The sequence below is a fragment of the Rhodoferax sp. genome, assembly GCF_034520025.1.
In the GTDB taxonomy this organism is placed as follows: domain Bacteria; phylum Pseudomonadota; class Gammaproteobacteria; order Burkholderiales; family Burkholderiaceae_C; genus Allorhodoferax.
Genome location: NZ_JAXHNZ010000002.1, coordinates 1,061,011 through 1,087,203, shown reverse-complemented (window position 1 = coordinate 1,087,203; position 26,193 = coordinate 1,061,011). Strand labels below are relative to the sequence as shown.

General features: G+C 61.8%; 19 protein-coding genes. 10 read left to right on the top strand and 9 right to left on the bottom strand.

Annotated features, from left to right (window positions below; all coding sequences use genetic code 11):
* Positions 1-51: 51 nt before the first annotated feature.
* The 4 genes from U5L73_RS13420 to U5L73_RS13405 all read right to left on the bottom strand — a co-directional run bounded on the left by U5L73_RS13420 (position 52) and on the right by U5L73_RS13405 (position 5,947).
* The gene (locus U5L73_RS13420) at positions 52-357 is read right to left on the bottom strand and encodes a high-potential iron-sulfur protein (protein WP_313880244.1); all 306 of its coding nucleotides are present in this window, start codon (positions 355-357) and stop codon (positions 52-54) included.
* Positions 358-488: 131 nt separating this feature from the next.
* A complete protein-coding gene (locus tag U5L73_RS13415; protein ID WP_322562812.1) occupies positions 489-1,196 on the bottom strand; it encodes a mobilization protein in 708 nt (235 codons plus the stop codon).
* A 33-nt stretch (positions 1,197-1,229) separates the two neighbouring features.
* Positions 1,230-2,321 carry an AbrB family transcriptional regulator gene (locus U5L73_RS13410; protein ID WP_322562811.1) on the bottom strand — a complete coding sequence of 364 codons (1,092 nt, stop codon included), beginning with the start codon at positions 2,319-2,321 and terminating at the stop codon, positions 1,230-1,232.
* Between the two features lie 41 nt (positions 2,322-2,362).
* On the bottom strand, positions 2,363-5,947 hold the full coding sequence (locus U5L73_RS13405) for a transglutaminase family protein (RefSeq protein WP_322562810.1): 3,585 nt from the start codon (positions 5,945-5,947) through the stop codon (positions 2,363-2,365).
* A gap of 158 nt (positions 5,948-6,105) precedes the next feature.
* Here U5L73_RS13405 and U5L73_RS13400 point away from each other — a divergent pair, with 158 nt between their 5' ends.
* The 4 genes from U5L73_RS13400 to U5L73_RS13385 all read left to right on the top strand — a co-directional run bounded on the left by U5L73_RS13400 (position 6,106) and on the right by U5L73_RS13385 (position 12,123).
* Entirely contained in the window at positions 6,106-8,616 is a 2,511-nt protein-coding gene (locus tag U5L73_RS13400) for a DNA internalization-related competence protein ComEC/Rec2 (RefSeq protein ID WP_322562809.1), read from the top strand.
* A 59-nt stretch (positions 8,617-8,675) separates the two neighbouring features.
* A complete protein-coding gene (locus U5L73_RS13395; protein WP_322562808.1) occupies positions 8,676-10,190 on the top strand; it encodes a circularly permuted type 2 ATP-grasp protein in 1,515 nt (504 codons plus the stop codon).
* Positions 10,191-10,208: 18 nt separating this feature from the next.
* Complete coding sequence (locus U5L73_RS13390; RefSeq protein ID WP_322562807.1) at positions 10,209-11,165, top strand: alpha-E domain-containing protein; 957 nt, start codon at positions 10,209-10,211, stop codon at positions 11,163-11,165.
* A gap of 88 nt (positions 11,166-11,253) precedes the next feature.
* Positions 11,254-12,123: an HDOD domain-containing protein gene (locus U5L73_RS13385; protein ID WP_322562806.1), complete on the top strand. Its 870-nt coding sequence runs from the start codon at positions 11,254-11,256 to the stop codon at positions 12,121-12,123.
* A 24-nt stretch (positions 12,124-12,147) separates the two neighbouring features.
* On the opposite strand, the gene U5L73_RS13380 is transcribed toward U5L73_RS13385, so the two are convergent.
* Complete coding sequence (locus U5L73_RS13380) at positions 12,148-13,506, bottom strand: SPOR domain-containing protein (protein WP_322562805.1); 1,359 nt, start codon at positions 13,504-13,506, stop codon at positions 12,148-12,150.
* A gap of 3 nt (positions 13,507-13,509) precedes the next feature.
* The gene (mltB, locus tag U5L73_RS13375) at positions 13,510-14,559 is read right to left on the bottom strand and encodes a lytic murein transglycosylase B (RefSeq protein WP_322562804.1); all 1,050 of its coding nucleotides are present in this window, start codon (positions 14,557-14,559) and stop codon (positions 13,510-13,512) included.
* A 199-nt stretch (positions 14,560-14,758) separates the two neighbouring features.
* On the opposite strand from mltB, the gene U5L73_RS13370 reads away from it, so the two are divergent.
* Complete coding sequence (locus U5L73_RS13370) at positions 14,759-16,102, top strand: DUF945 family protein (RefSeq protein WP_322562803.1); 1,344 nt, start codon at positions 14,759-14,761, stop codon at positions 16,100-16,102.
* Between the two features lie 3 nt (positions 16,103-16,105).
* Here U5L73_RS13370 and U5L73_RS13365 read toward each other — a convergent pair whose 3' ends face one another.
* Genes U5L73_RS13365 through U5L73_RS13355 form a run of 3 tightly spaced genes read right to left on the bottom strand, consistent with a single transcriptional unit; the run spans position 16,106 to position 20,020 of the window.
* Positions 16,106-18,103 (bottom strand): DUF3488 and transglutaminase-like domain-containing protein, encoded by a 1,998-nt coding sequence (locus tag U5L73_RS13365; RefSeq protein ID WP_322562802.1) that lies wholly within the window; start codon positions 18,101-18,103, stop codon positions 16,106-16,108.
* 7 nt (positions 18,104-18,110) lie between these two features.
* Positions 18,111-19,100, bottom strand: a complete 990-nt coding sequence (locus U5L73_RS13360; RefSeq protein WP_322562801.1) for a DUF58 domain-containing protein — start codon at positions 19,098-19,100, stop codon at positions 18,111-18,113.
* On the bottom strand, positions 19,100-20,020 hold the full coding sequence (locus tag U5L73_RS13355; RefSeq protein WP_322562800.1) for a MoxR family ATPase: 921 nt from the start codon (positions 20,018-20,020) through the stop codon (positions 19,100-19,102). Before U5L73_RS13355 ends, U5L73_RS13360 begins: the two co-directional genes overlap by 1 nt.
* Positions 20,021-20,061: 41 nt before the next feature.
* On the opposite strand from U5L73_RS13355, the gene U5L73_RS13350 reads away from it, so the two are divergent.
* From U5L73_RS13350 to U5L73_RS13330, 5 genes are all read left to right on the top strand, one after another.
* Positions 20,062-21,015, top strand: coding sequence for a histone deacetylase family protein (locus tag U5L73_RS13350; protein WP_322562799.1), 954 nt, complete (start codon positions 20,062-20,064; stop codon positions 21,013-21,015).
* Between the two features lie 68 nt (positions 21,016-21,083).
* Positions 21,084-22,355 carry a mechanosensitive ion channel family protein gene (locus U5L73_RS13345; RefSeq protein ID WP_322562798.1) on the top strand — a complete coding sequence of 424 codons (1,272 nt, stop codon included), beginning with the start codon at positions 21,084-21,086 and terminating at the stop codon, positions 22,353-22,355.
* 222 nt (positions 22,356-22,577) lie between these two features.
* On the top strand, positions 22,578-23,327 hold the full coding sequence (locus tag U5L73_RS13340; RefSeq protein WP_313873432.1) for an electron transfer flavoprotein subunit beta/FixA family protein: 750 nt from the start codon (positions 22,578-22,580) through the stop codon (positions 23,325-23,327).
* A 2-nt stretch (positions 23,328-23,329) separates the two neighbouring features.
* The gene (locus tag U5L73_RS13335) at positions 23,330-24,262 is read left to right on the top strand and encodes an electron transfer flavoprotein subunit alpha/FixB family protein (protein WP_322562797.1); all 933 of its coding nucleotides are present in this window, start codon (positions 23,330-23,332) and stop codon (positions 24,260-24,262) included.
* Between the two features lie 99 nt (positions 24,263-24,361).
* Positions 24,362-26,152, top strand: coding sequence for an acyl-CoA dehydrogenase (locus U5L73_RS13330; protein WP_322562796.1), 1,791 nt, complete (start codon positions 24,362-24,364; stop codon positions 26,150-26,152).
* The last annotated feature ends 41 nt before the right edge of the window (positions 26,153-26,193 follow it).

Below are 26,193 nucleotides of genomic sequence, written 5' to 3'. Positions count from 1 at the left end.
GCAGCCTTAAGGGCTGCCGAGATGGGCGCAGCCTTCAGGCTACAAGAACGATCAGGCCTTTTTGGCCCACGCGCTGCACCAGCCTTTGCCGGCGACTTGCTTGCCAGCAAACAAGGGGCAACCACCAGCGGCGTCTGCAGCTTTACCTTGATAAAGCGCGCAGTTGTTGCACAGTTGGCCAGCGGCGTATTTGGGGAACTTGGCTTTGTCCACCTTGGTGGCATCTGCTTTGTAGCCGAGTGCACCGGCCTGTGCGTCGGTCTCAGCCAACATGGGGCCTGCTGCTTGAACCTGGCTTGCCAGCAGCGCGGTGCTGCCGAGCGCGACTTGAACGATAAATTCGCGACGTTGTGTCATGGCTTGGTTTCCTAGGGTGAAAGACATGCCCGCACGATAGCGGGGCATGTCTGAATTGTTATGAAATCCCTAGACCGAGCACTTGATCTTCATCAATACCCGGCTAAACCACTCCAGTGTTGGCGTGTGTTTCAACCCAGCGGCAGGGCGTCGAAGGTGCTGTAACAGTTTTTGAGCCAGGTTTTCACACGCTGGCGCTCCAGCATGCCCAGTGCATCGTCCCCCTCTTTGCGGTGAACTGCCGCCCAAAAGCTGGCGTTTTGCCGGTCGATCTTGCGCATGCTGGCCTCGTGCAGCTGAGGCAAGGTGGTGACGTGACCGCCCAGCGCCAACGCTTTTTTGAGCGCTGCGGACTCCTCGAGTTGCGAGAAGTCGCTGCCGCGGCCCAGATTTTTCACCACGATGTAGTTCGGCCCGGCGCCATAGGTGGCAACCAAGCGGTCCAACAGGTCGACAGAGTCTCTGCCGGCATCCGCCACGTGCCAGAAATTCACCGTGACGCCCATGCTTGCCATCAGCGCAACCAGGTCGGAGTCTTTGACCCAGCGGGCCAGCGGGGCGGCTGTTTGCGCAGCTAGATCGACGATCACATTCGGTGGCGGACCTTCGCTGGGCTCTTCCTCGTAGACCGCGGCAACGAGGTCCAGACCCTCGTAGGTGTCCACCACGACCGGCGACGCGAAGTCGCTGTAAAACCGGGTGAAGGACGTGTGCGAGCGGTCGGTGTCAAAACCCGTGAAGGCGCGGCCCTTGTCAATAAAGTACTGGGCTAAAACGCGCGCCAGCACCGATTTGCCGACGCCGCCTTTTTCGCCGCCGATGAAGTTGATAGAGGGCATAAAAATCCTGGTTGAGTTGAAAAAAGAAACACGTTAGGCCGCACTGCGGCTTGTGAGTCGTTGCACCAGCCAGCGCGAAAGGCGCGGGCCCAGCAGCAACACCATAAAAAAACGGACCATTTGCATGGCCATGACAAAACCTGCATCCACCGCGCTGCCCACGGCAATCACCGCGACTGAGTCCGCGCCGCCGGGGCTGGTGGCCAGATAGGCGGTAAGTGGGGCAACGCCCGCAAAAAACATGAGGCTACCTGCAATCAGCAAACCGAGCACGATCAGGGCAAAGATGGCGACCAGCACCCGCGGCAACACCCGCCAAGCGTGCTCTAGAATTTCGCGGTTGAAGCGCAGACCTATGCCCCAGCCCAGTGCGGCATAAGCCAGCGCCAGCAGTGGGCCCGGCAGTTCCAGCTTCCGGGGGCTGAGGTTGTCCATCGCCAGCGCCAACACCATGGGAATCAACAACGGGCCGCCGGGGAATGTGAGGATGCGGCCCAGCCAGGCAGCAAGCAGCACCAGCACAAGAGTCAGCCCGGCATGCAAGGGGTTCTGGATGTGCAACCAATGGGCCAGCTGGACATCCCAACCGGGCACGACGTATTCGGGGGAGGCCGCAACGCCTGTTGCAAAGTGAGCCACCAGCGAAGCAATCGCCGTGACCATGGCAACTCGCAGGTACTGCATGAATGCCACCAAGCGGGTGTCCGCGCCGAAATCGCCCGCCATGAGCACCATGGCGGAAGCCGCGCCCGGTGCCAGGCCCCAGATGGCAGTGCTGCCCGGCAGTAAACCGCTGCGCATCAGCCAGTAACCCAGCAGCGCGCTGGCCGCCATGACCGCAAAAGCAATCCCTAGAAACAGCGGCCATTCGCCGGCCACGCGGTGCAGCACCTCGAAATGCAGGCTATGCGCCATCAGGCAGGCGATCACCGACTGGCCAATGGCAAACAGCGGTGCGGGGACCTGCACATTCATGTCCTGCGTGGCAAGCAGGACACCGGCCAGCATGCAACCCAGCAACATGCCCGCTGTCACACCCATGAGCAGAAAAGCTGCACTGGCCAGCGCGCTGCACAGCAGCAACGCCGGCCCGTGCAGCCGGGGCTGCTGGCTAAGGAATGACATTCGCATCAGCAGATTAGATGCGAGCCGTGTGACGCTTCAGATCAGTTCCTGCGCATGTCTTTGGTGAACGGGAACTCTTTGCTGCCCGGCACATGGATGGTGGCGGGTGGCACCACCATCATGCCCGGGGTGTGACCCAATGGACTGAATCGCGAGAGGCGGCGGCTTTCTGCCTCGTAGCTGTTCACCGGGAAGGTGTCGTAATTGCGGCCGCCAGGGTGGGCCACAAAGTACTGGCAACCGCCCAGCGAGCGCTTCATCCAGGTATCCACAATGTCAAACGTCAGCGGGGCATGCACACCGATGGTGGGGTGCAGGCTGCTCGGCGGGTTCCAGGCCTTGTAGCGCACGGCGGCGACAAATTCACCCACGGTGCCGGTGCTGGTCATGGGCAGGGCTTCGCCATTGCAGGTGACCACATAGCGGCTCTCATTCAGTCCGGTGACGCGCACTTCCAGTCGTTCCAGGCTGGAGTCCACATAGCGGGCGGTGCCGCCGGCGGAGCTTTCTTCGCCCATCACATGCCAAGGCTCCAGCGCGTTGCGCAGGGTCAGCTCAACGCCCATGCTCTTGACTGAGCCCACCATCGGGAAGCGGAACTCGTAGTGCGGGGCGAACCAGCTGGTGTCGAACGCGTAGCCGGCCATATTCATGTCAGCGATCACGTCATCAAAGTCCATTTTGATGAAGGTGGGAAGCATGTAGCGGTCGTGCAGCTCTGTGCCCCAGCGGGTGACCGGTGCCTTGTATGGCGACTTCCAGAAGCGGGCCACCAGTGCGCGCAGCAGGAGTTGCTGCACGCTGCTCATGTGCGGATGCGGCGGCATCTCGAAGGCGCGCAACTCCAGCAAGCCCAGACGACCTGTGGACGAGTCCGGCGAGTACATCTTGTCGATGGAGAACTCGCTGCGGTGGGTGTTGCCGGTCACGTCAATCAGGATGTTGCGCAGCGTGCGGTCTACCAACCACGGCGGCATGGTCTGGCCATAGAGCTCGCGGTTTTTGTAGATCTGCTCGATGGCGATTTCCAGTTCGTAGAGCTGGTCGTTACGGGCCTCGTCCACGCGCGGGGCCTGACTGGTAGGGCCCACAAACATGCCGCTGAACAGGTAGCTCAAACTCGGGTGGTTGTGCCAGTACAGCAGCAGGCTGGCCAGCAGCTCCGGCTTGCGCAAAAACGGGCTGTCTGCCGGCGTGGCGCCGCCCATCACAAAGTGGTTGCCGCCGCCAGTGCCGGTGTGGCGGCCATCGGTCATGAACTTCTCGGCCGACAGACGCGACTCGAAGGCCGCGTTGTACAAAAACTCGGTGTTGTAGACCAGCTCTTTCCAGTTGGTGACGGGATGCACGTTCACTTCAATCACACCCGGGTCGGGGGTGACTTGCAGGAGCTTGAGGCGTGGATCGCGGGGAGGCGGGTAGCCTTCCAGCACGACTTGCATCTTGAGCTCGGTGGCTGTCGCCTCGATAGCGGCCAGCAGGTCCAGGTAGTCTTCCAGTCGCTCCAAGGGGGGCATGAAGATATACATCACACCCGATTTGGAGCCCACAGCTTCGGCCTTGGGGCCGCTGGCGCGGCGCGGGTCGCGCACTTCCACACACAGCGCGGTGCGGGTGATCCAATGAGCGGACTCCAAGCGGTTGGGCGCTTCTGCGTAGCGGGCGGGTTCCGGTTGCAGTGCGCTTTGGGCGCTGGTGGCAATGCTGGTGTCGCCGCTGCCCATGGCAGTCTGCATCTTGCGACCGGCTTCCGGCACAGCCAGGTTGCCGGCCAGGTAAGGCATGCCGTTGGCTGCTATAGAGCCTGCACTGGTACCAGTGGCCGCGGCGGCCCCCGTATGACCGGCGGTCGTTGCGGTCGTGGCGTTAGGTGCGTAGCGCTGCGCAAAGGTCGCGTGCGCTGGCAACGCGCCGCGGTCCACAGTCGGGTCGCGCTCTACCAGATAAGGGTAGTCACCTTCGCTGACCCAGGGCAGCGAGTCCAGGGGCAGGCGCAGGCCCATGGGCGAGTCGCCGGGCATGAGGTACATGCGCTCATCGCGGAAGAACCAGGGGCCGGTGGTCCACCACGGGCCGGCTAGGCTTGGGTTGCTGCCCTTGCCGGTCAGGCGCGGGCCATCGCCCACCTTGAGCGGCAGCACATAGCCCACCACCGAGTCCAGCTTTTGCTCGAACACGCGACGCAGGCGGGCGCGCTCCATTTCGTCGTCGAGCTTGCTGTTGAAGGGGTCCACATTCACCGGCAGGCGGCGCTCACGCCACAGGTAGTACCAGGTGTCTTCATAGCCGGCCTGCACGTATTTGTCGGTCAAACCTAACTTGCCCGCCAGGCTGCGGATGAAGTAACCCGCGTCTTCTGCGGTGTAGTGGGTGGGCTTGCGCTCGTCGGTGAACAGGGCGGGGTTGTTCCACACTTTTTGTTTGTCGGCACGCCAGTAAATGTTGAGGGCCCAGCGCGGCAGCTGCTCGCCGGGGTACCACTTGCCCTGGCCGAAGTGCAGAAAGCCGCCCTGGCCATATTCGTCGCGCAGTTTGTGCACCAGCTCGGTGGCGAAGCCGCGCTTGGTGGGGCCCAGGGCGTCGGTGTTCCACTCGGGCGCGTCGCGGTCGTTCACCGCCACAAAGGTGGGCTCGCCGCCCATGGTGAGGCGCACATCGCCGGCCACGAGTTCGGCGTCTACCGCGTTGCCGAGCTTCATCACATCGGCCCACTGCTCGGGCGTGTAAGGCTTGGTGACGCGGGGGGACTCGTACATGCGGGTGACTTGCATATGGTGGGCAAATTCCACCTCGCACTTGTCCACGCCGCCTTCAATCGGGGCTGCGCCGCTGGGCTGCGGGGTACAGGCTAGCGGGATATGGCCCTCGCCGGCCAGCAAGCCGCTGGTCGCGTCCAACCCGATCCAGCCTGCGCCGGGCAGATAGACCTCGCACCAGGCGTGCAGATCGGTGAAATCGACTTCAGTGCCGCTGGGGCCGTCCAAGGATTTAACGTCCGGGGCGAGCTGAATCAGGTAGCCCGACACAAAGCGCGCGGCCAGCCCGCAATGGCGCAGCAGTTGCACCAGCAGCCACCCGGAGTCGCGGCACGACCCACTGGCCAGCGTCAGGGTTTCTTCCGGCGTTTGCACACCGGGCTCCATGCGGATGGTGTAGCTAACGGCCTTGTGCACCAGCTGGTTGATATAGACCAGAAAGTCGATGGTGCGGCGTTCCTTGAGGTCGATAGCTGCCAGGAATTTTTTGAACTCCGGGGTCAGTGACTCGGCCACCAGGTAGGGGGCGAGCTCCTGGCCCAGCAGCTTGTCGTACTTGAACGGGAAGTTTTCGGCCGTGGGTTCCAGGAAGAAGTCAAAGGGGTTGTACACCGCCATTTCGACCACCAGGTCGACCGTGACTTTGAATTCCTTGGTTTTCTCGGGGAACACCAAGCGGGCCTGGTAGTTGGCATACGGGTCTTGCTGCCAGTTGACGAAGTGGGTGGTGGGCTCGACCTTGAGCGAGTAAGAGATGATTTTGCTGCGGCAGTGCGGGGCAGGGCGCAGGCGGATGACTTGGGGACCGAGGTTGACCAGACGGTCGTACGTGTAGTGGGTGACGTGGTTCAGCGCTGCGTGAATGGACATGGGCCGGTCTCGGTAAATCTCACTGGGGACGCCGTGCAGCGGTTGCCGCACTGCCCCCATACTAACAATCGGGTTTGACAGACTTTTAAAGCAAGGTCCGCGCCAGTGACGCTGTGGCTGATGATCTTTCGACCACTTTGCGCGGTTAGCATGGTCGCATGTACGCCACCGCACTCCGCCTTGCCGTCTGGCCCCGCACTGGCGGTGCTGTGGGGTTGGGGCTGCTGGCGGGGATGGCGTTGCAGTTGCAGCAAACCACTTTGTCAGTACCCGAGGTTTATGCGGCGTTTGTGCTTCTGGCCCTTGTGGCTTATGCGTGGGTTGCTAGCAAAAAGATAGTGGGGCTGTGGCGTCATGGTGTGGCAGGCTTGTCCGCAGTGGCACTGGCTTGGGGCGTGACCGGCTTGCGCGCTGTGCTGTTCATGAGTCAAGCGCTAGCCCCTGCGCTGGAGGGGCGCGATGTTCTGGTGACCGGCGTCGTTGCAGATATGCCCCAAGCCACCGAATCGGGGCTCCGTTTCCGGCTACGGGTGGACGCGGGCGAGAGCGGGGCAGGTACCACGCTCTTGGACGGCACACCGGTCTCCGTGCCCCGTTTGTTGGACGTAGGGTGGTACACCACTGGCTTTAATCTCCAGACCCAAACACCGGAGCTGCAGCGCACACCACCTGCTCTGAGAGTCGGTCAGCGATGGACGCTGCCCCTGCGGCTGAAGGCGCCGCACGGCAGCATCAACCCCCATGGTTTTGACTACGAGCTGTATCTGTGGACCCAAGGGGTGCAAGCCACCGGCTATGTCCGTGCCACCGTGAGTAGCCCGTCACCACAGTTGGTGGAGCAGACCAGCGCTGCGCCTGTAGCACAGCTGCGCCAATGGGTCCGTGACCGGATACAGACCCGGGTCACGGACCCTCGCTCGGCAGGCTTGCTCACCGCGCTGGTGGTGGGCGATCAACGGGCCATTGAGCGGTCAGACTGGGATGTATTCCGCGCCACAGGTATTAGCCATTTGGTCAGCATCTCAGGCTTACACATCACCATGTTTGCCTGGGCGGCCACCTGGCTGGTCCGGCGGTGCTGGCGCACATCGTCGCGTTTGTGCAACTGGGTGCCTGCGTCCCACGCGGCGTGGGGCATGGGCCTGTTGTTGGCTACGGCATATGCGGTGTTTTCCGGCTGGGGCGTGCCGGCACAGCGCACCTGCCTGATGCTGGCGATGGTGGTGCTCTTGCGATTGCAGGGCGCCAGATGGCCTTGGCCGTGGGTGGCACTGTGGGCTGCAGTCGGGGTGCTGCTGTGGGACCCTTGGGCCATGTTGCAGCCGGGGTTCTGGCTTAGCTTTGTAGCGGTCATGCTGCTGTTTGCCGTCGGAGATGCTACTAATTCAGGAGCTAGTAATGTATTAGACAAAGGGGCTAGAGGGCTAAACAGCTCTAAATTGCAGCGCGGCTGGGCCCGGCTCCGCGCAGGCGCGGTGGCGATGTGGCGGGAGCAATGGCTGATTACTTTGGCCTTGGCGCCGCTGGTGCTGCTGTGGTTCGGGCAAGTGTCGCTGGTCGGGTTGCTGGCCAATCTGGTGGCGATTCCGTGGGTCACGCTGGTGGTGACGCCGCTGGGTTTGTTAGGGGTGGTTTGGCCCGCGCTGTGGACGGCGGCTACCGGTGCGGTCGTGCTGCTTTATGCGGCGATGGATGCGCTTGCCGCCGTGCCCTACGCTGCGTTGAGCTTGCCCTTGCCGCCGCTGGTGCCCGGAGTCTTGGCTGCCCTAGGCGCGGCGCTTTTGTTGATGCCCCTGCCCCGTGCCTTGCGGATGATGGGCTTGGTGCCGGTGTTCGCGCTGCTCCTGTGGCGCCCGTCCGTGCCGGAGCACGGCGAGTTTTCTTTGCTCGCCGCCGATGTGGGGCAGGGCAATGCGGTGCTGGTGCAGACCGCGCGGCACGCCCTGCTGTTTGATGCCGGCCCACGCTACAGCCTCGAGAGTGACGCGGGCAACCGCGTTTTGCTGCCTCTGCTCAAAGCGCTCGATGTGCAGCTCGACACAGTGGTACTCAGCCACCGCGATATTGACCATGTCGGCGGCGCACCTGCGGTGCTCATGATGCAGCCGAAGGCCGCCTTACTGAGTTCGCTGGAGCCGCAGCACACCTTGCAGCAGCTGCGCGCTTCTCAACGTTGTGAGGCGGGCATGCGTTGGCAATGGGACGGTGTGGACTTTGAGGTCTTGCACCCTGACGCAGCCGACTACGAGGCCGAACCTGCCCCCAAAGCCAACGCCCTGTCGTGTGTGCTGCGCATCAGCAACGGGCGCCAAACCGCACTGCTCGCTGGTGATATTGAGGCCGCGCAAGAGCAGCGCTTGGTGGGCAACCCTGCCATGCGGCCGCTGCTGCGGGCCGATGTGTTGCTGGTGCCCCACCACGGCAGCAAAACGTCGAGCACGCCGGAGTTTTTGCAGGCCGTGCAGCCACGCTATGCCTTGGTGCAGGCCGGCTACCGCAACCGCTACGGGCACCCCGCCGCATCGGTCGTCGCGCGCTATGAAGCCTTAGGCACCCATTTGGTGTTATCGCCCCGTTGTGGTGCGGCCCGCTGGCGCTCTGCGGAGCCCCAAAATGTGGCGTGTCTGCGGGAAGACGAGCGGCATTATTGGGCTCATGATGTGCCATAGTGGTGCATCGGCGCTGTGGCCCGAAGTTTGCATAAGAGGTATTCAGAGAGGTCTTTTACATGCAGAAATTCGACGAGATGTACACCCAGCTCCCTTATGAATTTTTCAGCAAGGGCAGCCAGATAAGAGACCACTACAAGATTTACGACGAATGGCTCGCTCGCCAGCCCGGCGACATGATGGCCAAACGCCGTGAAGAAGCGGAAATGATCTTCCGCCGCGTGGGCATTACCTTCGCCGTGTACGGCGAAAAAGACGAGGACGGCTCCGGCACCGAGCGCCTGATCCCGTTTGACCTGATTCCCCGCATCATCCCGGCCCACGAGTGGTCCAGCATGGAAAAAGGTTTGGTGCAGCGTGTCAATGCGCTTAACCGTTTCATCCACGACATCTACCACGACCAAGAGATTTTGAAAGCCGGCATCGTGCCGCGCGACCAGATTGAGGGCAACGCCCAGTTCCGCCCCGAGATGGTGGGTGTGGATGTGCCGCACCAGATTTACTCCCATATTTCCGGCATCGACATCGTGCGGGCTCCCGACGCCAAGGGCAACGGCGAGTACTACGTGCTTGAAGACAACCTGCGAGTGCCCAGCGGCGTGAGCTACATGCTGGAAGACCGCAAGATGATGATGCGGCTCTTCCCCGATCTGTTCAGCGCGCACCGCGTGGCGCCTGTGGCCCATTACCCTGATTTGCTGCTCGAGACCCTGCGCCAGAGCAGCCCGGCCACGACGGCCGAACCCACGGTGGTGGTGCTCACCCCCGGCATGTACAACAGCGCCTACTTTGAGCATGCCTTTCTGGCCCAGCAGATGGGTGTGGAGCTGGTTGAAGGGCAGGACCTCTTTGTCAAAGACAACTTTGTCTACATGCGCACCACCCGCGGCCCACGCCGTGTGGATGTGATCTACCGCCGTGTGGACGATGATTTCCTCGACCCCACCGTGTTCCGCCCCACGTCAACCTTGGGCTGCGCCGGCCTCATCAACGCCTACCGCGCGGGCAATGTGACCATCTGCAACGCCGTGGGTACCGGTATTGCGGACGACAAGTCCATCTACCCTTATGTGCCCAAGATGATCGAGTTCTATTTGGGTGAGAAACCCATCCTGAACAACGTGCCCACCTACATGTGCCGTAACAAAGACGACTTGGCGTACACCCTGGCCAACTTGAAAGACCTGGTCGTGAAAGAAGTGCATGGCGCCGGCGGCTACGGCATGCTGGTGGGGCCTGCTGCTACCAAGGCCGAGATTGAAGACTTCCGCAAGGCGGTGCTGGCCAACCCCGCCGGCTATATCGCCCAGCCCACATTGAGCTTGTCGAGCTGCCCCACCTTTGTGGAAAGTGGCATCGCACCCCGCCACATCGACCTGCGCCCCTATGTTCTGTCGGGCAAGACCGTGCAGATGGTGCCAGGCGGTTTGACCCGCGTGGCCCTGAAAGAAGGCTCGCTGGTCGTCAACAGCAGCCAGGGCGGCGGTACCAAAGATACCTGGATTCTGGAGGAAGACGTGCCTGCGGCTCCTGCCGTAACAGCCGCCACCCAGTCGCAAACACAGTCAGCTTAAGGACGAGGAAACCTTTCTATGTTGTCACGCACCGCTGACCACCTTTTCTGGATGTCCCGCTACACCGAGCGGGCCGAAAACACCGCACGCATGCTGGATGTGAACTACCAGACATCGCTGCTCCCCCAATCCCAAGCCGTGGCCCAGATGGGCTGGCAGGGCCTGCTGTCCATCAGTGAGCTGCTGCATTCCTACAAAGAAAAGTACGGCGAAATCCAGGCTCGCGAGGTCATGGACTTCATGGTCAAGGACGAGAGCAATCCGTCCTCCATCATGTCCTGCCTGAGTGCTGCCCGCGAAAACGCACGTGCGGTGCGCGGAGCGCTGACCACCGAGGTGTGGGAGACGCAAAACACCACCTGGCTCGAAGTCAAGCGCATGATCAAGAGCGGAGACTTTGAAAAAGATCCTTCCCAGTTTTTTGAGTGGGTGAAGTTCCGCTCCCACCTGTCCCGCGGAGTGACCGTGGGCACCATGCTGATGGACGAGTCTTTGCACTTCATGCGCTTGGGCACCTTCCTGGAGCGGGCCGACAACACTGCGCGTTTGGTCGACGTCAAGTTCCACGCGGTGGAGAGCGACTTTTTCGGTGCTGCGAGCGAGAAGGATCAGGAGTACGACTTCTACCACTGGAGCGCCATTTTGCGCAGCGTGTCGGCATTTGAGATCTACCGCAAGGTGTACCGCGATGTCATCAAGCCCGAGCGCGTGGCTGAATTGCTCATCCTCAAGCCAGATATGCCCCGCTCGCTGCACGCCAGCCTGAACGAAGTAGTGGGTAACCTGGCCCTCGCGGCCAGCAATCCCGACAGCGAAACCCTGCGCCGCGCCGGCAAGCTGCGCTCGGAGCTGCAATACGGCCGAATTGATGAGATTTTGGCGACCGGCCTGCACGCCTACCTAACCCAGTTCCTGGATCGGGTGAATGACCTGGGTGCGCATATCAGCCGAGAATTTCTGGTTCCAGTGACCTGAAGCAAAACTACAAACCCATAAAAAACGGCCCGTGAGGGCCGTTTTTTATGGGGTCTACTGAGCATAATGTTCAGACCAAGGAGCTCCTATGCGCGTAGCCGATATTGACCGGGAAATTGAGACCGCTAGAACCGAGGGCCCCCTCAAAGACATCGTCATTCAGCCTTGTCCGGCGCTGTTGTCGGACTTGCGGGTTGAGGTGAACCGCGAAGACCCCGAGCCAGCCACGATTGCCCGCATTGCCTCACGTGATGTAGCCATGGCGGCGGCGCTCATCAAGGTGGCGAACAGCCCCATCTACGCCCGCTCAAGGCCTGCCGCCACGGTGGCTGAAGCTGTGGCTTTGCTGGGCATTTCGCAAACCGTATCCATTCTCACTGGCTTTTTGCTGCGCGATACGATACAGGTCAAGTCGCCGCTTTTGGAGCATTTCTGGGAGACCTCGACCCGCCGCGCCTATGCCATGGGCTACATCGCCCGGCAGATGTATGGCGTGAATGCGGACATTGCGCACACTTGCGGGCTGTTTTGCAACGTGGGTATTCCGGTCATGTTGCAGGGCATCAAGGGCTACGAGGCCACCTTGTCCCATGCACTGGCGCAAGCGGAAAAAACAGTGACCGAGGTGGAGAACGAAGCCCACCGCACCGACCATGCGGTGGTGGGGGCTATCGTAGCCAAGACCTGGCGCCTCTCCCCCGATGTGGCCCACGCTGTGCGCCTGCATCACGATTTCACGGCACTCAAAGACGAGAACATTTCTTCAAAAGTGCGTACCTTGGTCGCCATGGCTGCCCTCGCCGAACACTTGGTAGCGCTCCATGAGGGAGCGCAAGAAAATCGCGAGTGGGAGCTACACGGCGCAACATGTCGGTCGCACTTGCATGTGAGCGAAGAAGAGATCGAGCATTGGCAAGACGCGCTGCACGAGCAGTTCACCGGCCCGGCTGGTTTCTAAGCCACCGAGTCTCCGCCCGGCGAGCTATGGAACCGGGGCCACGCGGGCTTCAAGCTCCAAGGCGCGCACCTTGTCGGCCGCCGCATCGGCTTCTGCCAGGGTGTCAAAGGGGCCAACTTGCACACGGGTGCGGTTGCCTTTGGGGAAGCGGATTTCTTTGCTCACCACGGGCAGCTCGGCGTCCATCAGCTTGACTAGCGCATTGCGTGCGTTGTTCGCATCGGCAAACAGCCCCACATTCACCACGAAACGGTTGGCCTCGGGTACTTCTGCAGGTGCAGCGGCAGCGGCAGCAGAGGGCGAAGTGACCTGAGTTGGCGGCCGTACCGGCGCCGACTGCCCTAGCGATGCGGCCACTTCGCGCGCAGCCAAGTCCGCGGCCGCTGAGCGCAGGGCCACCGGGGCGGGCCGCGCAGGGCTGGCCGCACTCGCTGCAGCAGCAGGTTTGGAGATGGCGGGCAATGTTGCCGACACAGCAGGTAACACGCGCGGCGCTGATGCGGGAGCTACCGGCGCACTCGCGCTTGTCGAAGCCGGCTTGCTGGCCACAGCGCTTGCAGTCACGAGGGGCGGAGCTGCGAGTGCAGCAGCGCTGACGGCAGGGGTAGGGGCCGGGGCCGGAGCAGAAGCGGGCAGGGATGCAGAGGCTGCTGTAGCGGTCGATGCTGATGCAGAAGTGGGGGCCGACGGGGCAGATGTCGCAGACGCCGCCAAGGGTACCGAGGCAGCAGCTTTGCCACTGTCCGCTGCCGTTGCATCGATGGCGCGGCCGCTGACGACATTGCGGCCTTCTGACACCACCCCTACGGCTACGGGTGTTCCAGCAGGCAGGGGCTCAAACCCGGTAAACATGGCATACGACTGGGCTGCGATGGCGGCTGCTACCAAGTTGCAGGTTGCGATGATGTTCAGCCCCTTGCGGGTGCTGGCCTCTTTGCTGAGTTGCTCACAAGCTTCGGATACCGACTGATTTTTGGTAAGGGCGGCTTGCACCCGCTGGCGCGTTGCCAAGTAATAAAGCGCATTTCCCCCGAGTCCGGGCACCACAAAGGCCAGGGCCACCAACGCGGCGAGCAGGCCCCACTGCGTACCCTCAGAAAACTGGAACACCAGCTTGCCGATACCAAACAGCAGCAAGGCCAGCGCGACGATGCTGCCGCTGTAGACCAAGGCTGCTTGCCACAGCCGACGGAACAGAAGCCAGTTCAGGGTGTTGAGCGCGGCGGCCCAGTTCCAGCTCAGGCCAGGCCGGTCGGCTGCCTCATAGCGGGTGAAGCGGGGCAGGTAGTAGCTGTTGCTAATGTCCCCGACGGCCGCGCGGTACAGCGCAGTGGTCGAGTGTTCGTCAGTGTTGTCCAGTTCGGTGGTCGGGGCAGTGGCCATGGCTTATTTTGGCACGCCTGTCTGCGCCTGCAAGGCTTGGGCCACGGCCTGTCCGAGGTCAATCACCACCATCGCGTAATAGCTGCTCCAGTTGTAGCGGGTGATGGCGTAAAAGTTTTCGGTGCCGGCCACATAGGTGGGGGCGTCTGCGCCATTTTGCAGTTCGACCAGCGCCAGAGGGCCAGGGTGGCTGAGGGCTGCGGCCGGGAGGATGACTCCTTTTTCCTGCATGGCGGCAGGGGTGAATGTGGGCAATATGTCGGGCGCCATGAGGGTGGGCATATCTAGGCGGGCCACCTCAAATTGCACGGGGTAATGGGTGGGCATTCCCGGCTTCCATTTGAATGCTTGGAAATAATTGGCCACCGAGCCTATGACGTCTGCCTGGCTGTGAAACAGGTCAACCCGGCTGTCATTGTCAAAGTCGATACCGTATTTCACCCAACTCGAGGGCATGAACTGGGGCCAGCCCATGGCCCCTGCATAGCTGCCACGCAGGGCGGTGGGGTCGGTGCCGGTGCGTTGGGTGAGGCTGAGGTAGGCTTCCAGCTCACTCAAAAAATACGCTTGCCGGTCTGTTTTGCGGGGGTGTGCGTCTGGAAAGTCCAGTGCCAGGGTGGTGAGCGCATCGATCACCCGGTAGTTGCCTAGCTGCTGGCCATAAATAGTTTCCACCCCGATGATGCCCACGATGATGCTGGCGGGCACACCGGTTTGCGCCTCGGCGCGTGCCAATGTTTCTTGGTTGGCGAGCCAGAACTTGACGCCTGCACGGATACGGATCGGCTCGACAAAGCGGCTGCGGTACAGCGCCCAGTTTTTCGGAGTGCCCACGGCCGGTGGGGTAATGGCCCTGACCACCGAGGGCAACATGCGCGCCTTGGACAGGGTGCTGCGGACCCACTCTGCATCCAGGTTGCGGCGCTGTGCAATGTCATCGGCCAGCCGCATGACGTCGGCGCGATCACCGTAGGCGGTGCCTTCGGGCAGTGCCGGCTTCACGGCATTGCGGGCAGGCTTGCTTTTTGTATGTTTTGGGTTGGAAGCGGCCATGGCGCTTGCGCATGCCGCTATCAAAACGAGAGTGAACAGAGACTTTTTGAGGAACACGTGGGAACTTGGAGGTAAGAGGTTGGGGTCAGTGTAGCGAGTGGCAGGTAGGCCCTGCGCGGCACGGCGACAATCAAATGCTATTGCTGGTCTCACCGAGGCCCTGCTACGGGTAAAACAGGGGTTTGGAGCTGCTTGACTGATGCGTTCGTTTTCTAAAGTTCAAATGGGGGTGGGCGCGGTGGCATTGGCCGCAACGGCTGCGTTGGCCGTGCCGTGGTATGCCGGCCTCACCCTGCGCGCCGAATTGCGCAGCTTGGCGGCTGCCCATGCGGAGGGCAATTTCCGGATTGCGCGGCTGGAGCACGAGGCCGGCTGGCTGCATTCGCGGGGGAGCCTAGATCTGGAGTGGCGCAGCGACTGTGCAACGGACCCCGACCAGCCCGCGGTGGTGCATGTGGAGTACACCGCTCGGCACGTGCCTGACCGCGAGAGTCTGACGCGTATGAATTGGTCGGCAGCTGTCGTCTCGGATCTCGGCCCCTCGGGTGAAGGCTTGCGCGCGGGCCGGTTGAGTGGCACCGGCAGCGCGGGTTACGACGGCGTGTTGCGCTCGGATATGCGCTTGCCGGAAATGCAATTCAAGGGAAAAGGCCACAGCCTGGTGACCGCAGCCTCCAGCGGTACCCTGGAGGTAGGTGGTTCTGCGGTGAAGCTGGGGTGGAGCATGCCGCGCATGGTCTTGCGTGGCAGCGGCGAGGTCTTGCAGGCGGAGCAGCTGGGCCTGCATTTTAATATGCAGAACCACGCAACCGGCATGGGCGCGCTTGCGCTGGATGTGGCGACCCTCAAGGGATCGAGCTTCAACGCGCGGGGCTTGCACCTCAGCACCGAGACCCGGCAGCGCGCAGACCGCATGGACATGCGTGTTACCCAATCGGTGAAAGAGCTGAAGGCTGCCGACATGGCGGTGGAAGACGTGGTGTTGCAAGCGGGTGTAACGAACTTGCATGCGCCCAGTGTCCATTCGGCCGGCGAGGTGTTGTCTGCGACCTGCGGCTTGCGCAGCTTGACGCCCGGTCAACGTGAAAAGATGCGGGATGCTGTGCAAGCCTTGCTGGTGTCTGGCGTTAGTGTCGGTATCACCAAGCTCCAAGCGCGCACGCGGGACGGCAGCCTGGACGCCGACGTAGTGCTCACGGTGGCTCCCGCCAAGGCCCGCGAACTCCAGCTTGCGGAGCAGTTGTCATCCCAAGGGAGTATTCAAATCCGGGGTGGGCTGATGCCACCGGACCAAAAAGAGTTTGCCGTGTCCTCGGGCTATGCGACGGCGCTGCCCGATGGTGTGAAAGCAGGCTTCGACTACTGTGACGGCGTACTCAAATTCAACCAAAAGACGGCGGACAGCGCGCTACTGAACTTGGGCCTTCAGCGCCTTGATGTGTGGCTGAACGCATTTTTCTCGGGCCAGAACCTGGAGCTACCGCAAGAGGAAGAGCCTGCGGTCGCCCCCTCGGAGTTGCCGATGCCGGCCCCAGCTGTCTAACCATCAAGGCGAGAGCCAGCGCATGGTGCGCAATTGCAGTCGTGCAGTGCGCAGCGCGCCCGCTACATCGGCTTTGCCATAGCGGAGCGCTTCGAGTTGCAGCAACCACTGCACGGCCAGCGGGTTAGCCCTTGGGTCAGTTTGTAGCAACAGGGCCAATGCGCGGGGTGTACACCCGGGCTCTACCGGCAAGCCAAGAGCCTTGACCTGCTCGCGTGCGGTCTCCAGCGCCTGCAACCATGGGTCCCGGCGCAGGCGACTCCACCAGTTCCAGCCCGCTCCGGTCAGACTGGCCGCCACGATCAGGCCGATCAACACGGTGCTCAAGTCTTGCCAGTCCGGGGCGCTGAAGCCGAGGTTGCGCAGCAAATCCATTTGCTTGGCCTGGCTGTAGTTGAGCACCCACTGGTTCCAGCGGTTGTTGGTGGCTTCCCACAAGGCCCGGAGGTTGAGGGTGAAGCCCGGGCTCACCGCGTTCAAGGCTTGGGCCAGCACGCCGGGCTGGGGTGCGAGGCGCTGAAAGGTCCCGGTGCGGCCGGGCGATACGGCAGAGGTGGGGTCCACCCGCACCCAGCCGCGGCCGGCCATCCAGACCTCCGCCCATGCATGGGCATCGCTTTGCCGCACGGTCCAGAAGCTGTCGACGTTGTTGACCTGCCCGCCTTGGTAGCCGGTGACGATGCGGGCCGGTACATCGAGTGCGCGCATCAGCAAAACAAAACTGGACGCAATGTGCTCGCAAAAGCCGGCCTTGCGGTCAAACCAGAACTCATCGGCCGTATGGGTGCCGTAGACCCCGGGCTCCAGCGTGTACTCATAGCCTCCGGTTCGCAGTTTGTCCATCACTGCATCAACCAAGGTCTGGGCACCTGCGGTGGCCAGACCTGGCTGGCGGCGTAGGTCGGCCGCGAGCTGCAGGGTGCGGGGATTGAAGCCGGGCGGCAGATCCAGATAGTCTTGCAGCCCTACAGCCAAACGGTTGGGGCCGTGGCGGTACTCGGGGTAGCTGGTGGCGCGGTAGCGCACCAGGTCAGCAATCGGCTGGTTGGCCTGCCATTGCAGATCGGGGCCCATGCTGGCGCTGTAGCCCCGTATTTCCGGCGCTTGGGGTGTGGCGTCCAGCACCATCAGCCAGGGCCGGTTGTTGGCAGCCAGTGTGACTTGGTAGCTGTAGGCGGGGCCCTGCACCGCCAAATCCGGTTGCAGTTGCATGCGCTGGGGGAATGCCGAGCGCAAGGGGCGCCACTCCTTGCCGTCAAAGCTGGAGAACACCGGGCCGCGGAAATACATGTCGCGCTGGGGTGGTGTGGCGCCCTCAAAGCGGATGCGCATGGCAATGCTGTCGTCCAGGGCGAGGCTGGCAATCGTGCCCACCTGCATCTGCCCCGACAGGCCGCTGCGCCCGCTCATGGCATCGCCCGGCAAGCCCCATAGCGGAGCAATCCGTGGAAACAGCATGAAGAGTGCCGCCATGATGGGCGCGCCGGCCAGCGCCATCCAGGCGGCGGTGCGCGCTGCTTGCATCAAGGGCGGCCGCCCCACGGGCATGTGGCTGTTGACCAGCGCAGTGAGCAGGCCCAAGAGTGCCACGACCATGGCTGCTGCTGTCAACAGGCTTTGTGAAAAGAAGAAGTTGCTGAGCATGGTGAAAAAGCCCAGAAAGAAGATGACGAACGCATCCCTCCGCGCACGCATTTCCAGAGTTTTCAAGGCCAGCAACACGACGATAAAGGTCACCCCGGCATCCCGCCCCAGCAGGGTGCGATAGCTCATCCAGGTGCCGGCAGTCGCCAGCGCCAGCAGCGCCAAGAGCCACCAGCGCGAAGGCAGGGGGCGGCTACCCCACGCCAGCACTCCGCGCCACAGCAGCACCGCGCCGGCCATCAGGCTGCACCAAAGCGGCAGGCGATCGATTTGCGGCAGGATGACCCAGGCAATCACCCCCAGCAAAAACAGGGTGTCGCGCGCGTCGCGGGGCAGGTTATGGAGACGTTGCAGCATGTCGGGCTCAGGCGAGTGCCAGCGCTTGCAGGCAGTTTTTCTGGTGGGCAGGGCCGCTATCCGGCTGCAGCTCGCGGCTGGCCAAGCGCAGGCCGTAGCGCAAACCGCGGCTCTCTGCTTGCAGCACCCAGGCACACAGGCGGGACAGGGCTTGCTCGCGGGCTGCGCTGGCTGCGCGGCTGCGCAAGCTTTGCTCAACGCTGGCAAGGTCCAGCCACAACTCGAGGCGCTGGGCCTGCTGGGCATCCCGGCTGACCAGGTCATCACTTTTGGCGGCTTTTTTCCAGACGATCAATTTCAGCGGGTCGCCCCGGCGGTAGGCGCGCACCCCATCGAACTCGCCGGTGGTGTGGCGCTGGGCGGTGGGGGCGCCTCCGGTGCGGGGCTCCCCTGGGGGCAGAGGGGGCGGATGGGGTTCCGGTGCTGGGTAGATCAGCACCTGGGTGGCTGGGCGCCACACGGTCCACACACGGAAGGTGCCCAGCGGAAAACGGGTTTCGGCGGTGAGTGTCGGAATGGGTTGCAAGCCCCGGGTGTTGGCGACAAAGCTGATGTGCACTTTGCTGCTGGCTTGGGGGCCGACATCGGCCCAGCTCCAGTGCCCGCTGCCCAAGGCAGCCAAGCCAATGCCATAGCGGGTGCGCTTGGAGGGGTTGTTGAGTTGAATGCCCAATGGCACGCTAGCGCCCGCAAAACATGCGTCTGGCGCTATCAAATGCATAGTGAGGCCTGTCAATGTTCCGTGGCACACATGGATGCCGATGATGGCCGCCCCCGTCAACATGAAGGTGAGCAAGTAGCCCAAATTGAGCTGGTAGTTGATGCTGGCAATCAGCAACACCAATAGTGTCAGCCCCAGCATCAGCCCCGGGCGGGTGGGCAGGATGTAGACGTTGCGTTGCGTCAGCACCGCGCTGTCCTGGCGCGGCATACGCGACTCGAACCACGCCTGAAAGCGCCGCCGCACGCGCGTGACCGGGTTCCGGGTGGGGGTCATTAGGGCAGCGGCACTGCTTGCATCATGGCGCGCACCTGCTCTTCGGCGCCCCGACCGGCATCGCCCACCGAGACCATGCGGTGGGCAACGGTTTGAGGCAGCACGGCCTGCACGTCGTCCGGCGCCACATAGTCGCGCCCGCTGAGCAGGGCCTGCGCCTTGGCTGCGCGCAGCAAGGCAATACCTGCGCGGGGTGACAGGCCTTGCAAAAACCAGCGCCCGCTGCGGGTGGCGGTGAGCAGGTCTTGCACATAGTCCAGCAGCGGGTCTGCGGTGTGCACCGCCATCACGGCTTGTTGCAGCGTGGCCAGTTCATCGCCTGCCAGCAAGCTGGGCAAATGATCGACCATGTTGCGGCGGTCTGAGCCCGCCAACAATGCGCGCTCGGCGGCCCTGTCGGGGTAGCCCAGGGAAATCCGCATCAAAAACCTATCCAGTTGTGACTCGGGCAGGGCATAGGTACCCAGCTGATCTAAGGGGTTTTGAGTGGCAATCAGAAAGAAAGGGCGGGGCAGGGCCCGGGTTTCTCCTTCGATCGTGACCTGTTTTTCTTCCATGGCCTCGAGCAAGGCGCTTTGGGTTTTGGGGCTGGCACGGTTGATTTCGTCAGCCAACAGCACTTGGGCAAACAAGGGGCCTGGGTGGAAAACAAAGGCCTCCTTGGCGCGCTCGTAGACCGATACGCCGCTCAGGTCACTGGGCATCAAGTCCGAGGTGAATTGCACCCGGGAGAACTGCAGGCCGAAGGTGCGTGACAGTGCATGCGCGAGGGTGGTTTTGCCGACGCCGGGCACATCATCAATCAGCAGGTGGCCACCGGCCAACAGGCAGGCTACGCAGTCACGGATCTGGTCGGGTTTGCCCACGATCACCGTGTTAAGCTGAGAGAGCAGGGATCTGAGTTTGTCTTGGATGTCCATGACAGGACGTTACCCGAAAACACAAAGAGACGAGAACGCTGGTGAAGAAGACCGGATACTTTACCCACCCAGATTGCCATTTGCATGAGATGGGTGCAGGGCACCCGGAATGCCCCGAAAGGCTGAGTGCCATCCATGAGCAGTTGCTGCAATCCGGACTGGTCCATGCCTTGGACTCGCGGGAGGCTCCGCAAGCTCAGCTCAGCGATCTGGCCTTGGCACACACCCCGCGGTACATCGCCCAGCTTCAGGCTTTGGCCGACGGCTTGCGCGGCAAGCCAGCAGGCACCGGTGCGACGCATGCCTGGCTAGACCCCGACACATCCCTCAATGCGCACACGTGGAATGCCGCGCTGCGGGCGGTCGGGGCCGCGTTGGCAGCTACGGATGCCGTGATGGCAGGCGATATGAGCAACGCTTTTTGCGCAGTGCGCCCGCCCGGACACCATGCTAGCAAAAACGAAGGCATGGGCTTTTGTTTCTTCAATAGCGTGGCAGTGGCGGCCCGACATGCGCTGGAGCGGCATGGTTTGCGCAGGGTGGCGATTGTGGATTTCGATGTGCACCACGGAAACGGCACCGAGGACATCATCGACGGGGACCAACGCATCCTCATGCTGGGCTTTTACCAGCACCCTTTTTACCCCGAGGGCGGTGCACGCTCTAGCGCCAGTAACTTGCTCAATGTACCGGTGCCCGCCCACACCCGCGGTGGTGCCGTGCGGGAGCTTGTGAGCCAGCATTGGTTGCCCCGGTTGCATGCTTACCGGCCGGAGGTGGTATTCATTAGCGCCGGGTTTGATGCGCACCGCGACGATGAACTCGGGCAGTTGGGCTTGTTGGAGGACGACTACCACTGGTTGACTGCCCAGGTTCGCGCGGTCGCAGACGAGCATGCGCAGGGCCGCATCGTGTCGTGCCTGGAGGGCGGGTATGACTTGGGCGCATTGGCCCGCAGCGTCGAGGCCCATCTGCGGGCACTTTCGGACGCGTAACGATTCTTTTGTATCCTCCATGGCCCTGCCTGATGAGGGCAACGGTATTTTTTTGGACGGACGACTTTATGAAACAGACCCCAGTGCCCCAGCCCATTGATGATTTCGCAGGTTGGCTGCAGGCATTCACACAGCCCACGGTGATCTTAGAGCTTGCGGCCTTGGGCCTCAGTGTCGCTCTCGCTTGGGGCTTGGTGGCTGCATTGCGCCGGGCCTTGGGGGACGACAGCGGCAAATCGATCTGGTTTGGTAAAAAGATCGTGGACGGGGTGTTTTTTCCATTCGCCCTGCTAGTGTTGGGTTACGCCATGTTGGAGCTGCTCAGCCACTTTGTGAACATTGCGGTGTTCCGTCTGGTAATTCCCGTGCTGATGTCTTTGGTGGTGATCCGGGTGGGAGTCAAAGTGTTGCAGGCGACTTTTGCCGAGGCGCGCTGGATCAAGCCCTTGGAGCAGACCATCTCCTGGGTGGCCTGGCTGGCCATGGTGTTGTGGGTCAGCGGTTTGTTGCCTGTTATCCTCAACGAGCTGGACCAAATCACCTGGAAAGTCGGTGGCACGGTGCTATCCGTGCGCAACATCCTGGAAGGGATGGTGACGGCAGGCGGCGTGTTGATCATCACGCTGTGGATTTCTGCGGGTATTGAGTCCCGCTTGCTGCGCTCGGCGACCGGCGGGGAGTTGTCGCTGCGCAAAGCTGCCAGCAATGCGGTGCGTGCCTTGCTGATGTTCGTCGGCCTGATGATGGCCTTGTCGGCAGTGGGCATTGATTTGACAGCTTTATCGGTGCTCGGCGGTGCAGTGGGTGTGGGTATAGGTTTGGGTTTGCAAAAGCTGGCAGCCAACTATGTGTCGGGTTTTGTGATCCTCACCGAGCGCAGCATGCGCATAGGCGATGTGGTCCGGGTCGATGGCTTTGAGGGCCTGATCACGCAAATCAATGCCCGCTACACCGTGGTGCGGAGCATGTCCGGGCGAGAGTCGATTGTTCCCAACGAGATGCTGATTACCCAGCGGGTCGAAAACCTGTCGCTAGCAGATCCGCGGGTGAATCAAATTCTGACTGTATCCGTGGGCTATGACAGTGACGTTAATCAGGTGATGCAGCTCCTGACAAATGCTGCGCAGGCACAGCCCCGGGTACTGCATGAGCCCGGCCCAGCGGCGCAGTTGGCGAACTTCGGGGCGGACGGGCTCGAGTTCACGCTCACCTATTGGATTAACGACATCGAGAATGGGCAGGGCAATCTCCGGTCGGAGATCAACTTGGCCATCCTCAAAGCGCTGCGCGATAACGGGATCGATATTCCGTACCCCCAACGGGTGGTCCATAGCCGCTAGGCGGCCATTTCTGATACACCCCCCTAAAAGAGGGGGCATCGAGCGCGTGCACCTCAGTTTGGCCCCGCTATAATTTCAAAAAAGCACGATCGTTCTATTTTGTGATAACCTGTCTGCAATCCTTGAGAAAATTCTTGGGGAGCTTGGTACGGCATAGAATCAGATGATTGACGTGCACGTCAACTAAAACGACCAAATTTCTAACTATCTGGAGTCGCAGCAATGAAAGTCCTGGTACCCGTCAAACGTGTGGTGGACTACAACGTGAAGGTTCGCGTCAAGTCGGACAACACGGGTGTAGACATCGCCAACGTCAAGATGAGCATGAACCCCTTTGACGAGATCGCCGTGGAAGAAGCCGTGCGCCTCAAGGAAAAGGGCGTGGTCACTGAAGTGATCGCCGTGTCCTGCGGCGTGGCCCAGTGCCAGGAAACCCTGCGTACCGCCATGGCCATTGGTGCCGACCGCGGCATCTTGGTGGAAACTTCTGAGGAGCTGCAACCCTTGGCTGTGGCCAAGTTGCTCAAGGCGCTGGTCGACAAAGAGCAGCCTGGCCTCGTGATCCTCGGCAAGCAAGCCATTGACGACGATTGCAACCAGACCGGCCAGATGCTGGCAGCCCTGGCTGATTTGCCTCAAGCGACGTTCGCTTCCAAGGTGGAAGTGGTGGACGGCAAGGCCCACGTGACCCGTGAAGTAGATGGCGGCCTGGAAACCCTGGCAGTCACCCTCCCGGCCATCATCACCACCGACTTGCGCCTGAACGAGCCCCGCTACGTCACCTTGCCCAACATCATGAAGGCCAAGAAGAAGCAGCTCGATACCTTCAAGCCTGAGGATCTGGGCGTGAATGTGGCTCCCCGCATCAAGACTCTGAGCGTGGCTGAACCTGCCAAGCGCAGCGCCGGTATCAAAGTGCCCGATGTGGCGACCCTGGTGGACAAACTGAAGAATGTTGCAAAGGTAATCTGATCATGACCGCTCTTGTTATCGCCGAACACGACAACGCATCCATCAAGGGTGCCACCCTGAACACCGTGACTGCTGCCGCCCAAGCGGGTGGCGATGTACACGTATTGGTTGCCGGCAGCAATGCGGGTGCCGCTGCTGCTGCCGCTGCGCAAATCGCCGGTGTGTCCAAAGTGATCCATGCCGACAGCGCTGCTTTCGAGCATGGCTTGGCCGAGAACGTGGCAGCCCAAGTTTTGGCTATCGCCGGTGCCTATAGCCACATCGTTTTCCCGGCCACTGCCTCCGGCAAGAACATCGCCCCCCGTGTGGCGGCCAAGCTGGATGTCGGCCAGGTATCGGACATTACCAAAGTGGTGAGCGCCGACACCTTCGAGCGACCCATTTATGCCGGCAACGCCATCGCTACCGTGCAAGCCACTGACTCTGTGAAAGTGTTGACCGTGCGCACCACCGGTTTCGACCCCGCAGCTGCCACTGGCGGCAGTGCAGCCGTTGAGACCGTGACAGCTGCAGCCACCAGCGCTGCCGTGACTTTCGTGGGTTCTGAGATCGCTAAAAACGACCGCCCTGAGCTGACAGCCGCCAAGATCATCGTCTCCGGCGGACGCGCTTTGGGTTCGTCTGAGAAGTTCTCCGAAGTCATGACCCCGCTGGCTGACAAGCTCGGCGCTGCATTGGGTGCATCCCGTGCTGCGGTGGACGCGGGTTACGCGCCCAACGACTGGCAAGTGGGCCAGACTGGCAAGATCGTGGCACCCCAGCTTTATGTCGCTTGCGGCATCAGCGGCGCCATCCAGCACTTGGCCGGCATGAAGGATTCCAAGGTCATTGTGGCCATCAACAAGGACCCTGAAGCCCCCATTTTCAGCGTGGCAGATTTCGGCTTGGAGGCCGACCTCTTCGCCGCTGTGCCGGAACTGATCGCGGCACTCTGATGCCGGTCTGAAAAAGGGGCATCGCTTGCGGTGCCCTTTTTTTTGGTCCTGCCTGTTACCTACCCTGTCTGTAACCCCCACAATAATTGGAGACTCACCATGAGTTACGTCGCCCCCCTCAAGGACATGCTGTTCAATATCCAGCACCTGGCCAACATCGAACAGATTGCGCAACTGCCCGGCTTTGAAGATGCCGGCCTTGACACCGCCCAAGCCGTGCTGGAAGAGTCCGCCAAGTTCACCGAAGGCGTGCTGGCCCCCTTGAACTGGGAAGGCGACAAAAACCCCTCCAGCCTGAAAGACGGCGTGGTCACCTCCACCCCCGGCTTCAAAGAAGCGTTCAAGCAGTTCACCGATGGTGGCTGGCAAGGTCTGCAGCACCCCACCGATTTCGGCGGCCAAGGTTTGCCCAAGACGATTGGCGCGGCCTGCGGCGAAATGGTCAATAGTGCGAACATGAGCTTCGCCCTATGTCCCTTGTTGTCGGACGGTGCCATCGAGGCTCTGCTGACCGCCGGCTCTGACGAGCTTAAGGCCACCTACCTCGAAAACCTGGTGAGCGGCAAATGGACCGGCACCATGAACCTTACCGAGCCGCAGGCAGGCTCCGACCTCGCCTTGGTGCGCAGCCGCGCTGAGCCCCAGGCGGACGGCACCTACAAGGTGTTCGGTACCAAGATTTACATCACCTGGGGTGAGCACGATATGGCCGAGAACATCGTCCATCTGGTGTTGGCCCGCGTGAGCGGCGCGCCCGAAGGCGTGAAGGGCATCAGCCTGTTTGTGGTGCCCAAATTCATGGTGAATAAAGACGGTTCTTTGGGTGCCCGCAACGATGTGCACTGTGTGTCCATCGAGCACAAGATGGGTATCAAGGCCAGCCCGACAGCGGTGCTGCAGTACGGTGACAAGGGCGGCGCCATTGGCTACCTCGTAGGCCAGGAAAACCGCGGTCTCGAGTACATGTTCATCATGATGAACGCTGCCCGTTACGGCGTGGGTGTGCAGGGCATTGCGATTGCCGAGCGCGCGTACCAAAAGGCGGTGCAATTCTCCAAAGACCGCGTGCAAAGCCGCCCGGTAGATGGCTCTACACCCGGCAGCGCACCCATCATTCACCACCCCGATGTCCGCCGCATGTTGATGACCATGCGCGCTTACACCGAAGGCTGCCGAGCGTTGGCCAGCGTGGCTGCCAGCGCTTACGACGCAGCACACCACCACACCGACATGGAGGCACGCAAGCAAAACCAAGCCTTCTATGAGTTCATGGTGCCGCTGGTCAAGGGCTACAGCACCGAAATGAGTCTGGAGGTCACTTCGCTGGGTGTGCAGGTGCACGGCGGCATGGGTTTCATCGAAGAAACCGGCGCAGCCCAGTACTACCGCGATGCCAAGATCCTCACCATTTACGAGGGTACTACTGCCATCCAGGCTAATGACCTCGTGGGACGCAAAACCGCCCGTGATGGTGGCCAGATTGCCAAGGGCATTGCCGGCCAAGTGGAAGCGACCGAAGCAGACTTACTGGCCAGTGGCTCCGCCCATGCGGTGGCGGTGGCCAAGCGCCTGAAGGCAGCGCGTTTGGCGTTCATCGACGTAGTCGAATTCGTGGCCGGCAACACCAAAGCCAGCCCCAATGCCGTGTTCGCTGGCAGCGTGCCGTACCTCATGCTCGCAGGTAACTTGATGGCCGGGTGGCAATTGGCCCGCTCGCTGCTGGTCGCCGAAAAGGCGATTGCTGCTGGTGACGATGTGGCGTTTATGCAGGCCAAGATCACTACCGCACGCTTTTATGCCGACCATTTGCTGAGCAAGGCCGGTGGTCTGCGCGACAGCATTGTCGAAGGTGCCGATAGCGTCACCGCTCTGCCGCTCGACGCATTCTGATAGGCAGGCTGGCAAGCCCAGTGAATTTAATGCTATGAATT